Raw genomic sequence first — 12,835 nt, forward strand, 5'->3', positions numbered from 1 at the left:
TCGGTACAATCAACACCATTTGAACATTCGTTAACCAATTGAAATTCTCCGTAACCTTGCGCTGTCAATCTATCTGCTTTGATTCCTTTCATTATTAAATAAGCCCTAGTAGACTTAGCTCTGCGGTCACTTAATTTCATATTATATAAATCCGGCGCACGGCTATCTGTATGGGATCTAATATCTACTTTAACAGTAGGAAATGCCTTCATAAATTGTAACACCTTTTGCAGTTCAACTTCTGCATCAGGTCTTATATTAGATTTATCAAAGTCAAAATATATCATAGGTATATCGAGCACGCTAGCTAGATCATCACCGATTTGAAGGTTCTTAATCTTATCATCAATAGACCTTTTTAATGATATAGGTAAATCTATGGTAGCAATAACATCTGGCGTTGTTGTTACTGCATCGGCAGGAGCGTACTCTTCTTTGGATGCTTGGATGGAATATGTTGATTCACATAGCACTGTAAAGGAATAGGCTGCGTCCTTTTTAACAATTACTCGTTCTACCTCGTTATTATCTACATCTAAAAGAACAACGGTTGCTCCTGGATTAATTCTCCCGTTTCTTCATCTGTTACTACTCCTACTATTTCGTCCTTACAAGCTAAAGGCTTGTTTGCCTTAAACTATATATATCATCAAGACCTTGTCCTGATTTTCTATTTGAACTAAAGTAACCCGTCATAGTGCTATCCTTAATGACAAATGAAAATCATCGTAAGAACTATTAATAGGTTTCCTACATTGGTGATTTTTAACTTTTCGCCATCATGAGCTTCTGCAAGTGAAGTCACAAAAACATCTAATCCTCCTAATCCCATGTGACCTGTAGATGAAAAATAAAGGTCCTCTTTTTCTGAAATAAATGGAATAACTCCTTCCCTATTGTATTTACAGCAGCAAGATTCATAGGCTCTGATAAAGTGCCTGTCGAATCTATTTCAACATACCAGATATCTGAACTACTCTTTCCATCCAAACCTAGTACACTTCCAGGTCTATCGCTAGAGAAATACAACCTAGATTCTTCTTCATTTAAAGCTGGGTGAGCTGTTGACCACTCGTCGCTATTGATTGCTAGTTCTTCTATATTTCCCATCCGTCTTCTGTTTTACTAGCTCTAAATATTTTCAACTTATTTATTTCATCTTTACTTTTCTTATACTTTTTATTGAAATAATTATTGCTGGTGTAATAGATCGTTTGACCGTCTTTCGTGAATACTGCATTACTTTCATGAAATTTAGTATTCAACTTTTGATCGCCATTTCCAAATTTTCTAGGATTAACAAGTTCTAAACTTGCACTATCAATTTGAGCAACATATAAATCTAAAAACTGTCGTTCACTCCATTTATGACGTCTGTTAATCATAGAAGCAGAATCCTTTGAACTTGCATATACCACTTCATTACTCCCATTAAGATAAGCGGTTCCAAATTCTTGAGACTCACTATTTATCTCTAAATTTTTAATGGTATATCTCCATGATTGAAGTTCAATCATCTCAAGATAATTTTTATCGTTTACAAAAATTTCAGTAAAAGAATCAGCTCCCTTAATTTTTTGATATTCTACTAATAACGCATCAGCCTTATCGTAATCCTTTACCGCTTTTAAACTTTGAACATATCTAAAATAGTATTCACTTTCTATTGCGCCATCGTTATTCTCAAATAGTTTTGTATACCATTTGTGTGAATTTGAATAGTCGTTATTGAAGTAATAAGTATCTCCTAGTTTTTTATAGACATTACTTGTCCCGTAACCGTCCTCCACCATATTTAAATACATTTGTTGTGCATCAATAAAAGCATACTCATCATATACTTTATCTGGCTCTATTACATTTCTATCTTGAGCGAGAGATATCGTGGAAACTAATCCTAGTATAACAATTAAATATTTCATTTTAACTTTTAATTTTATTAAAGAATCTTGGTGTGATAATTCTATCGTAGCTGTTGAACAATTCAAATCGCAAGAATAATTCATAACTACCGTCGTTGTATATCGCATTACCTAATTCTGTAGTCTCGCGATCATAGGCAAATCCTATCATCATTTGATCACTTATTTAAATCCTACTAATCCAGTAACAGCAGCACTCCACCTATAGGCCGCTCCTACTGTGAACTTCTCGTTGAATAAGAAATTTGCCGTTAGGTCAACCTGTAAAGGTGCTCCTTGTACCATCTTTACTAGTCCAGCTGGCTTGAACTTAATGTTATCATTTAAACAAAAAACATATCCCACGGTTCCAAATAAGTGTATACGCTCCTCTGCTATAAACGTGGCTGAACTCGTGTCGTTATCTTCATCAAAATGATCCGTCTGTAATAAATTAGGCGAACTCAATCCTACGTAAAACCTCTCCGTATGATAATACAGTCCTAATCCTACAGTAGGTGACAATCTATTGTCTACATTCTCACTCAATCTAGGATCTCCTGGATCAAAAATATTTAGCTTATTAAAATCAACATTTAACACGTGGATTCCTCCCTTAAGTCCAAAGCTTAATCTTGCCTCGTCTCCTACGGGAATCGTATAACTAAAATCTGCCGCTACATAGGTCTCATCAGCTGGTCCTATTTCGTCATTCACAACACTCAAACCTAACCCTACTCTACTATTGGCAATAGGAGTATGAAACGACAAAGTTTGTGTGCGTGGTGCTCCATCCAATCCAACCCATTGACTACGATGTAATCCAACTATACTCGCTACACCGCGATTACCAGCATAGGCCGGATTTATAACTATCGGATTATACATATACTGACTGTACTGTGGATCCTGTTGAGCTGTTAACGCTTTCGCGAAAGCGAAAAAACAAAGACAACTATTAATTTTTTCATGCTTGTATTCTTAATAATTAATCTAGACTTAGACTTCCATCTAAGCCTAGATTTATTTCATTTTATCTGATGTATAAATAACCGGCCAATTTCTGAGTTTTTCCAAAATCATCTATATATTCTACTACATAGAAGTATGTACCAGTCGGTAATTTCTCACCTTGCTCGACGGTAACTCGTCCTTCTGAAACACCTTCAAACCTACGAGTTTCATTATCGTAATTCTCAGTATTATAAACCTCAATACCCATCTATTATAGATATGAACTGTATTCTCAAAATTCTCAATACCTTCTAATATGAAATAATCATTTCTACCATCCTCATTAGGCGTAACTGCATTCCATACTCTTATTCGACGTGGATCTGAATCTAGATAATCTGGAATTCCATCACCATCGATATCACTAGTATCTCCTGTGTTTGGATTACCATCTCCATCTGGATTTGGCCTTCATCCATAGTATCAATTCCATCGCCATCATCGTCTGTATCTAGGTAGTCTGGTATGCCATCTCCATCAGAGTCTTGATCGGTAGGATCATTATCACCATCGTAGTCTTCAAAAATCGTATCTACACCATCTCCATCATCATCGGTATCAAAAACATCTGGAACACCATCTCCATCTGTATCACCTCTTGTAAGTTCCACTCCATTTGGAACATTATCCATATCACAATCTGCATCTAACCATTCTTGAGAAGGTGTTGTTGATTGATCATCTAGATTAACACTACATGGATCTTGTGGATCTGTAGGATCTCCACCGTTTGGAGGGAATAATTCATCAATATTGGATACGCCATCTCCATCACAATCTAAGACATCCCATGCTCCTGATGCCAGACTTACGTCTTGTGATATTGAGTCATAATCACATGGATCTTGAGTATCAGTCCCGTCTATTAATTCCTGTCCGTTAGTTACTCCATCACCATCACAATCTAACATAGCCCATTCATCACTTGGAGCTATTGTCTGACTAGTGGTAAGATAATCACAAGGATCATTTAGATCAGTACCGTCTGCGATCTCATCACCATTAGTAACTCCATCACCGTCACAATCTGCATCTAGAAAATCGCCTCCTTGAGTTAAAGTAATACTTCCTACTATTAGATCACAAGGATCAATTGGATCAGTCCCATCGATTATTTCATCACCGTTAGTAACACCATCACCATCACAGTCTAGCGCATTCCAAACTGATGTTACTATTGTTAAATCTTGGCTGTTCACATCATAATTACAAGGATCTTGTGGGTCGGTTCCATCATTTAATTCGGTACCGTTTGAAACACCGTCACCATCACAATCAGCACCTTGCCACCCTGGAGAAGTAACAGACACATCCTGTTGTGATGCATCGTAATCACATGGGTCATTAGGATCTGTTCCTGATGTTAATTCGTCTCCATTAGTCACTCCATCACCATCACAGTCTGCTGACAAATAGTCTCCTGATTGAGCTACCGTAATACTTCCAACATTTAAATCACACGGATCGTTTGGATCAGTTCCGTCTGCTATCTCATCAGCATCGGTTACTCCATCTCCATCACAATCTACTGTGCTGGTTACTGCTACTGTTATTTGTGACACGTTGTAATCACACGGATCGTTAGGGTTAGTTCCATCTGGTGTACTTGGATCTCCATCTGGACCATTGATCTCATCAGCATCCGTTACTCCATCTCCATCACAATCAACTGTGCTGGTCACTGGAACTGTAATACTACCTTGATCATAATCACAAGCATCGTTTGGATCGGTTCCGTCTGCAATCTCATCAGCATCTGTCACTCCATCTCCATCACAGTCTACTGTGCTGGTTACTGATACTGTAATATCTGCAACATTATAACTACATGCATCGTTTGGATCGGTTCCTGCGGCTATCTCATCAGCGTCAGTTACTCCATCTCCGTCACAATCTACACCACTTGTTACTGCTAAAGTCACACTTGCTGGATCATAACTACACGCATCGTTTGGATCGGTTCCGTCTGCTATCTCATCAGCATCGGTTACTCCATCGCCATCACAATCTACTGTGCTTGTTACTGCTACTGTTATTTGTGACAAGTTGTAATCACATGGATCGTTAGGGTTAGTACCATCTGGTGTACCTGGATCTCCATCTGGACCATTGATCTCATCAGCATCGATTACTCCATCTCCATCACAGTCTACTGTGCTGGTTACTGGTACAGTTACGCTACTTTCGTTATAACTACAAGCATCGTTTGGATCGGTTCCGTCTGCAATCTCATCAGCATCTATCACACCATCTCCATCACAGTCTACTGTGCTCGTTACTGCTACAGTAATATCTACAACATTGTAACTACACGCATCGTTCGGATCGGTTCCTGCGGCTATCTCATCAGCGTCAGTTACTCCATCTCCGTCACAATCTACACCACTTGTTACTGCTAAAGTCACACTTGCTGGATCATAACTACACGCATCGTTTGGATCGGTTCCGTCTGCTATCTCATCAGCATCGGTTACTCCATCGCCATCACAATCTACTGTGCTTGTTACTGCTATTGTTATTTGTGACACGTTGTAATCACATGGATCGTTAGGGTTAGTACCATCTGGTGTACCTGGATCTCCATCTGGACCATTGATCTCATCAGCATCGATTACTCCATCTCCATCACAATCTACTGTGCTGGTTACTGGTACAGTTACGCTACTTACGTTATAACTACAAGCATCGTTTGGATCGGTTCCGTCTGCAATCTCATCGGCATCTATCACGCCATCTCCATCACAGTCTACTGTGCTAGTAACTGATACCGTAATATCTGCAACATTGTAGCTACATGCATCGTTTGGATCGGTTCCTGCTGCTATCTCATCAGCATCCGTTACTCCATCTCCGTCACAATCTACACACTTGTTACTGATACTGTTACACTTGCTGGATCATAACTACACGCATCGTTTGGATCGGTTCCATCTGCTATCTCATCAGCATCGGTCACTCCATCTCCATCACAATCTACTGTGCTCGTTACTGATACTGTTATCTGTGACACGTTGTAATCACATGGATCGTTAGGGTTAGTACCATCTGGTGTACCTGGATCTCCATCTGGACCATTGATCTCATCAGCATCGATTACTCCATCTCCATCACAATCTACTGTGCTGGTTACTGGTACAGTTACGCTACTTACGTTATAACTACAAGCATCGTTTGGATCGTTCCGTCTGCTATCTCATCAGCATCTATCACTCCATCGCCATCACAATCTACTGTGCTCGTTACTGCTACTGTTACATCTGCAACATTGTAACTACATGCATCGTTTGGATCGGTTCCGTTTGCTATCTCATCAGCATCGGTTACTCCATCTTCATCACAATCTACCATACTCGTTACTGCTAACGTAACACTTGATGGATCATAACTACATGGATCGTTTGGATCGGTCCATCTGCTATCTCATCAGCATCGGTCACTCCATCTCCATCACAATCTACTGGCTCGTTACTGATACTGTTACATCTGCAACATTGTAACTACATGCATCGTTTGGATCGGTTCCGTTTGCTATCTCATCAGCATCGGTTACTCATCTCCATCACAATCTACCATACTCGTTACTGCTAACGTAACACTTGATGGATCATAAACTACATGATCGTTTGGATCGGTCCATCTGCTGTATTTGGATCTCCATCTGGACCATTAATCTCATCAGCATCCGTTACTCCATCTCCATCACAGTCTACTGTGCTGGTTACTGATACTGTAATATCTGCAACATTATAACTACATGCATCGTTTGGATCCGTTCCGTTTGCTATCTCATCAGCATCCGTTACTCCGTCTCCATCACAATCTACCATACTCGTTACTGCTAACGTAACACTTGCTGGATCATAACTACACGCATCGTTCGGATCGGTTCCGTCTGCTATCTCATCAGCATCTATCACCCCATCGCCATCACAATCTACTTACTTGTTACCGCTACTGTTATTTGTGACACGTTGTAATCACATGGATCGTTAGGGTTGGTACCATCTGATGTTCCTGGATCTCATCTGGACATTAATCTCATCGGCATCCGTTACTCCATCTCCATCACAATCTACTGTGCTCGTCACTGGAACTGAAACGTTACTAAGATTGTAACTACATGCATCGTTTGGATCGGTTCTCGGCTGCTATCTCGTCTCGGCATCCGTTACTCCATCTCCATCACAATCTACTGTGCTGGTTACTGGCAATGTAATCGCTGCTACATCATATCACAGGCGTCATTACTATCTGTTCCGTCTGGTGTCGTTGGATCTCCATCTGGACCTTATCTCATCGGCATCCGTTACTCCATCTCCATCACAGTCTCCATGCTCGTTGCTGGTACGGTTGCAGCTCCATCTAGATAATCACATGCATCAGTTGGATCGGTTCCATCTGGTGTCGTTGGATCACCATCTGGTCCATTTACTTCATCTGCATCCGTTACTCCATCTCCATCACAATCTACGTGCTTGTTACTACTACGGTTACATCTGCAACATTGTAACTACATGCATCGTTTGGATCGGTTCCTGCTGCTATCTCATCAGCATCCGTTACTCCGTCTCCATCACAATCTACCATACTCGTTACTGCTAACGTAACACTTGATGGATCATAACTACATGCATCGTTTGGATCGGTTCCATCTGCTGTATTTGGATCACCATCTGGACCATTAATCTCATCAGCATCCGTTACTCCATCTCCATCACAGTCTACTGTGCTGGTTACTGATACTGTAATATCTGCAACATTATAACTACATGCATCGTTTGGATCGGTTCCGTTTGCTATCTCATCAGCATCCGTTACTCCGTCTCCATCACAATCTACGTTACTTGTTACCGCTACTGTTACACTTGCTGGATCATAACTACACGCATCGTTCGGATCGGTTCCGTCTGCTATCTCATCAGCATCGGTTACTCCATCGCCATCACAATCTACTGTGCTCGTTACTGCTACTGTTACATCTGCAACATTGTAACTACATGCATCGTTGGGATCGGTTCCTGCGGCTATCTCATCAGCATCCGTTACTCCGTCTCCATCACAATCTATCATACTCGTTACTGCTAACGTAACACTTGATGGATCATAACTACATGCATCGTTTGGATCGGTTCCGTCTGCTGTATTTGGATCTCCATCTGGACCATTAATCTCATCAGCATCCGTTACTCCATCTCCATCACAGTCTACTGTGCTGGTTACTGATACTGTAATATCTGCAACATTATAACTACATGCATCGTTTGGATCCGTTCCTGCGGCTATCTCATCAGCATCCGTTACTCCGTCTCCATCACAATCTACGTTACTTGTTACTGCTACTGTTACACTTGCTGGATCATAACTACACGCATCGTTCGGATCGGTTCCGTCTGCTATCTCATCAGCATCTATCACTCCATCGCCATCACAATCTACTGTGCTCGTTACTGCTACTGTTACATCTGCAACATTGTAACTACATGCATCGTTTGGATCGGTTCCGTTTGCTATCTCATCAGCATCGGTTACTCCATCTCCATCACAATCTACCATACTCGTTACTGCTAACGTAACACTTGATGGATCATAACTACATGGATCGTTTGGATCGGTTCCGTCTGCTGTATTTGGATCTCCATCTGGACCATTAATCTCATCAGCATCCGTTACTCCATCTCCATCACAGTCTACTGTGCTGGTTACTGATACTGTAATATCTGCAACATTATAACTACATGCATCGTTTGGATCCGTTCCGTTTGCTATCTCATCAGCATCCGTTACTCCGTCTCCATCACAATCTACGTTACTTGTTACTGCTACTGTCACACTTGCTGGATCATAACTACACGCATCGTTCGGATCGGTTCCGTCTGCTATCTCATCAGCATCTATCACCCCATCGCCATCACAATCTACGTTACTTGTTACCGCTACTGTTATTTGTGACACGTTGTAATCACATGGATCGTTAGGGTTGGTACCATCTGATGTTCCTGGATCTCCATCTGGACCATTAATCTCATCGGCATCCGTTACTCCATCTCCATCACAATCTACTGTGCTCGTCACTGGAACTGAAACGTTACTAAGATTGTAACTACATGCATCGTTTGGATCGGTTCCGGCTGCTATCTCGTCGGCATCCGTTACTCCATCTCCATCACAATCTACTGTGCTGGTTACTGGCAATGTAATCGCTGCTACATCATAATCACAGGCGTCATTACTATCTGTTCCGTCTGGTGTCGTTGGATCTCCATCTGGACCATTAATCTCATCGGCATCCGTTACTCCATCTCCATCACAGTCTCCCATGCTCGTTGCTGGTACGGTTGCAGCTCCATCTAGATAATCACATGCATCAGTTGGATCGGTTCCATCTGGTGTCGTTGGATCACCATCTGGTCCATTTACTTCATCTGCATCCGTTACTCCATCTCCATCACAATCTACCGTGCTTGTTACTACTACGGTTACATCTGCAACATTGTAACTACATGCATCGTTTGGATCGGTTCCTGCTGCTATCTCATCAGCATCCGTTACTCCGTCTCCATCACAATCTACCATACTCGTTACTGCTAACGTAACACTTGATGGATCATAACTACATGGATCGTTTGGATCGGTTCCATCTGCTGTATTTGGATCACCATCTGGACCATTAATCTCATCAGCATCCGTTACTCCATCTCCATCACAGTCTACTGTGCTGGTTACTGATACTGTAATATCTGCAACATTATAACTACATGCATCGTTTGGATCCGTTCCGTTTGCTATCTCATCAGCATCCGTTACTCCGTCTCCATCACAATCTACGTTACTTGTTACTGCTACTGTTACACTTGCTGGATCATAACTACACGCATCGTTCGGATCGGTTCCGTCTGCTATCTCATCAGCATCGGTTACTCCATCGCCATCACAATCTACTGTGCTCGTTACTGCTACTGTTACATCTGTAACATTGTAACTACATGCATCGTTTGGATCGGTTCCTGCGGCTATCTCATCAGCATCCGTTACTCCGTCTCCATCACAATCTACCATACTCGTTACTGCTAACGTAACACTTGATGGATCATAACTACATGGATCGTTTGGATCGGTTCCATCTGCTGTATTTGGATCTCCATCTGGACCATTAATCTCATCAGCATCCGTTACTCCATCTCCATCACAGTCTACTGTGCTGGTTACTGGTAACTTATATCTGCCACATCATAATCACAGGCGTCATTACTATCTGTTCCGTCTGGTGTCGCTGGATCTCCATCTGGACCATTAATCTCATCGGCATCCGTTACTCCATCTCCGTCACAGTCTCCCATGCTCGTTGCTGGTACGGTTGCAGCTCCATCTATATAATCACATGCATCAGTTGGATCCGTTCCATCTGGTGTTGTTGGATCACCATCTGGTCCATTTACTTCATCTGCATCCGTTACTCCATCTCCATCACAATCTACTGTGCTTGTTACTACTACCGTTACATCAGAAACATTGTAACTACATGGATCGTTTGGATCGGTTCCTGCTGCTATCTCATCAGCATCCGTTACTCCGTCTCCATCACAATCTACCATACTCGTTACTGCTAACGTAACACTTGCTGGATCGTAATCACATGGATCATTTGGATCGGTTCCATCTGCTGTAGCTGGATCACCATCTGGTCCGTTAATCTCATCGGCATCAGTTACTCCATCGCCATCACAGTCTACTGTGCTGGTTACTGGTAAACTTATATCTGCCACATCATAATCACAGGCGTCATTACTATCTGTTCCGTCTGGTGTCGCTGGATCTCCATCTGGACCATTAATCTCATCGGCATCCGTTACTCCATCTCCGTCACAGTCTCCCATGCTCGTTGCTGGTACGGTTGCAGCTCCATCTATATAATCACATGCATCAGTTGGATCCGTTCCATCTGGTGTTGTTGGATCACCATCTGGTCCATTTACTTCATCTGCATCCGTTACTCCATCTCCATCACAATCTACTGTGCTTGTTACTGCTACTGTTACATCTGCAACATTGTAACTACATGCATCGTTGGGATCGGTTCCGTTTGCTATCTCATCAGCATCGGTTACTCCGTCTCCATCACAATCTACCATACTCGTTACTGCTAACGTAACACTTGATGGATCATAACTACATGGATCGTTTGGATCGGTTCCATCTGCTGTATTTGGATCACCATCTGGACCATTAATCTCATCAGCATCCGTTACTCCATCTCCATCACAGTCTACTGTGCTGGTTACTGATACTGTAATATCTGCAACATTATACTACATGCATCGTTTGGATCCGTTCGTTTGCTATCTCATCAGCATCCGTTACTCCGTCTCCATCACAATCTACGTTACTTGTTACCGCTACTGTTACACTTGCTGGATCATAACTACACGCATCGTTCGGATCGGTTCCGTCTGCTATCTCATCAGCATCGGTTACTCCATCGCCATCACAATCTACTGTGCTTGTTACTGCTACTGTTACATCTGCAACATTGTAACTACATGCATCATTTGGATCGGTTCCGTTTGCTATCTCATCAGCATCGTTACTCCGTCTCCATCACAATCTACCATACTCGTTACTGCTAACGTAACACTTGATGGATCATAACTACATGGATCGTTTGGATCGGTTCCATCTGCTGTATTTGGATCACCATCTGGACCATTAATCTCATCAGCATCCGTTCTCCATCTCCATCACAGTCTACTGTGCTGGTTACTGATACTGTAATATCTGCAACATTATAACTACATGCATCGTTTGGATCCGTTCCGTTTGCTATCTCATCAGCATCCGTTACTCCGTCTCCATCACAATCTACGTACTTGTTACTGCTACTGTTACACTTGCTGGTCATAACTACACGCATCGTTCGGATCGGTTCGTCTGCTATCTCATCAGCATCTATCACTCCATCGCCATCACAATCTACTGTACTCGTTACTGATACTGTTACATCTGCAACATTGTAACTACATGCATCGTTTGGATCGGTTCCTGTGCTATCTCATCAGCATCCGTTACTCCGTCTCCATCACAATCTATCATACTCGTTACTGCTAACGTAACACTGATGGATCATAACTACATGCATCGTTTGGATCAGTTCCGTCTGCTGTATTTGGATCTCCATCTGGACCATTAATCTCATCAGCATCCGTTACTCCATCTCCATCACAGTCTACTGTGCTGGTTACTGATACTGTAATATCTGCAACATTATACTACATGCATCGTTTGGATCCGTTCCGTTTGCTATCTCATCAGCATCCGTTACTCCGTCTCCTCACAATCTACGTTACTTGTACCGCTACTGTCACACTTGCTGGATCATAACTACACGCATCGTTCGGATCGGTTCCGTCTGCTATCTCATCAGCATCGGTTACTCCATCGCCATCACAATCTACTGTGCTCGTTACTGCTACTGTTACATCTGTAACATTGTAACTACATGCATCGTTTGGATCGGTTCCTGCGGCTATCTCATCAGCATCCGTTACTCCGTCTCATCACAATCTACCATACTCGTTACTGCTAACGTAACACTTGATGGATCATAACTACATGGATCGTTTGGATCGGTTCCATCTGCTGTATTTGGATCTCCATCTGGACCATTTAATCTCATCAGCATCCGTTACTCATCTCCATCAAGTCTACTGTGCTGGTTACTGGTAACTTATATCTGCCACATCATAATCACAGGCGTCATTACTATCTGTTCCGTCTGGTGTCGCTGGATCTCCATCTGGACCATTAATCTCATCGGCATCAGTTACTCCATCTCCGTCACAGTCTCCATGCTCGTAGCTGGTACGTTGCAGCTCCATCTATATATCACATGCATCAGTTGGATCCGTTCCATCTGGTGTTGTTGG

General features: G+C 42.1%; 15 protein-coding genes and 5 pseudogenes. All 20 read right to left on the minus strand.

Annotation, left to right across the window (positions count from 1 at the left end; genetic code table 11):
- Nucleotides 1-473, minus strand: a 473-nt coding sequence (locus tag BST93_RS13750; RefSeq protein ID WP_146105035.1) for an OmpA family protein, incomplete at its 3' end; no start/stop codon positions are given.
- Between the two features lie 233 nt (nucleotides 474-706).
- Complete coding sequence (locus BST93_RS14580) at nucleotides 707-832, minus strand: hypothetical protein (protein ID WP_258150555.1); 126 nt, start codon at nucleotides 830-832, stop codon at nucleotides 707-709.
- On the minus strand, nucleotides 823-1,110 hold the full coding sequence (locus BST93_RS13755) for a hypothetical protein (protein WP_105019625.1): 288 nt from the start codon (nucleotides 1,108-1,110) through the stop codon (nucleotides 823-825). The genes BST93_RS14580 and BST93_RS13755 overlap by 10 nt, the downstream gene beginning before the upstream one ends.
- Nucleotides 1,098-1,922 (minus strand): tetratricopeptide repeat protein, encoded by an 825-nt coding sequence (locus BST93_RS13760; RefSeq protein ID WP_181072654.1) that lies wholly within the window; start codon nucleotides 1,920-1,922, stop codon nucleotides 1,098-1,100. The genes BST93_RS13755 and BST93_RS13760 overlap by 13 nt, the downstream gene beginning before the upstream one ends.
- A 1-nt stretch (nucleotide 1,923) precedes the next feature.
- Nucleotides 1,924-2,864: pseudogene (locus tag BST93_RS13765) on the minus strand (PorP/SprF family type IX secretion system membrane protein).
- 70 nt (nucleotides 2,865-2,934) lie between these two features.
- Nucleotides 2,935-3,275 (minus strand): annotated as a pseudogene (locus BST93_RS14840) (T9SS type B sorting domain-containing protein).
- On the minus strand, nucleotides 3,245-5,794 hold the full coding sequence (locus BST93_RS13780; RefSeq protein ID WP_308736878.1) for a hypothetical protein: 2,550 nt from the start codon (nucleotides 5,792-5,794) through the stop codon (nucleotides 3,245-3,247). Before BST93_RS13780 ends, BST93_RS14840 begins: the two are co-directional and overlap by 31 nt.
- A complete protein-coding gene (locus tag BST93_RS14240; protein ID WP_181072656.1) occupies nucleotides 5,776-5,925 on the minus strand; it encodes a thrombospondin type 3 repeat-containing protein in 150 nt (49 codons plus the stop codon). The genes BST93_RS13780 and BST93_RS14240 overlap by 19 nt, the downstream gene beginning before the upstream one ends.
- A gap of 137 nt (nucleotides 5,926-6,062) precedes the next feature.
- Entirely contained in the window at nucleotides 6,063-6,263 is a 201-nt protein-coding gene (locus BST93_RS13785) for a thrombospondin type 3 repeat-containing protein (protein WP_105019629.1), read from the minus strand.
- A 263-nt stretch (nucleotides 6,264-6,526) separates the two neighbouring features.
- Nucleotides 6,527-6,742 carry a thrombospondin type 3 repeat-containing protein gene (locus BST93_RS13790; protein WP_258150558.1) on the minus strand — a complete coding sequence of 72 codons (216 nt, stop codon included), beginning with the start codon at nucleotides 6,740-6,742 and terminating at the stop codon, nucleotides 6,527-6,529.
- 48 nt (nucleotides 6,743-6,790) lie between these two features.
- Nucleotides 6,791-6,844 (minus strand): annotated as a pseudogene (locus BST93_RS14585) (hypothetical protein); the annotation flags it as partial.
- A 538-nt stretch (nucleotides 6,845-7,382) separates the two neighbouring features.
- The gene (locus BST93_RS13795) at nucleotides 7,383-9,971 is read right to left on the minus strand and encodes a hypothetical protein (protein ID WP_105019631.1); all 2,589 of its coding nucleotides are present in this window, start codon (nucleotides 9,969-9,971) and stop codon (nucleotides 7,383-7,385) included.
- Between the two features lie 146 nt (nucleotides 9,972-10,117).
- Entirely contained in the window at nucleotides 10,118-11,044 is a 927-nt protein-coding gene (locus BST93_RS13800; protein WP_105019632.1) for a hypothetical protein, read from the minus strand.
- A 172-nt stretch (nucleotides 11,045-11,216) separates the two neighbouring features.
- Nucleotides 11,217-11,369 carry a hypothetical protein gene (locus tag BST93_RS14845; RefSeq protein WP_219843763.1) on the minus strand — a complete coding sequence of 51 codons (153 nt, stop codon included), beginning with the start codon at nucleotides 11,367-11,369 and terminating at the stop codon, nucleotides 11,217-11,219.
- Nucleotides 11,346-11,498, minus strand: a pseudogene (locus BST93_RS14850) (hypothetical protein); the annotation flags it as partial. The pseudogene BST93_RS14850 and the gene BST93_RS14845, both read right to left, overlap by 24 nt.
- Nucleotides 11,499-11,535: 37 nt before the next feature.
- Complete coding sequence (locus BST93_RS13805) at nucleotides 11,536-11,865, minus strand: thrombospondin type 3 repeat-containing protein (protein WP_105019633.1); 330 nt, start codon at nucleotides 11,863-11,865, stop codon at nucleotides 11,536-11,538.
- A gap of 282 nt (nucleotides 11,866-12,147) precedes the next feature.
- Nucleotides 12,148-12,240 (minus strand): annotated as a pseudogene (locus BST93_RS14855) (thrombospondin type 3 repeat-containing protein); the annotation flags it as partial.
- A gap of 7 nt (nucleotides 12,241-12,247) precedes the next feature.
- Complete coding sequence (locus BST93_RS14860) at nucleotides 12,248-12,439, minus strand: thrombospondin type 3 repeat-containing protein (protein WP_219843764.1); 192 nt, start codon at nucleotides 12,437-12,439, stop codon at nucleotides 12,248-12,250.
- Nucleotides 12,440-12,453: 14 nt separating this feature from the next.
- Nucleotides 12,454-12,585, minus strand: a complete 132-nt coding sequence (locus tag BST93_RS14590) for a hypothetical protein (RefSeq protein ID WP_258150556.1) — start codon at nucleotides 12,583-12,585, stop codon at nucleotides 12,454-12,456.
- A 40-nt stretch (nucleotides 12,586-12,625) separates the two neighbouring features.
- Entirely contained in the window at nucleotides 12,626-12,787 is a 162-nt protein-coding gene (locus BST93_RS14245; RefSeq protein ID WP_181072658.1) for a hypothetical protein, read from the minus strand.
- Between the last annotated feature and the right edge of the window lie 48 nt (nucleotides 12,788-12,835).

This window comes from Nonlabens tegetincola, from assembly GCF_002954355.1.
Taxonomy (GTDB): Bacteria; Bacteroidota; Bacteroidia; order Flavobacteriales; family Flavobacteriaceae; genus Nonlabens; species Nonlabens tegetincola.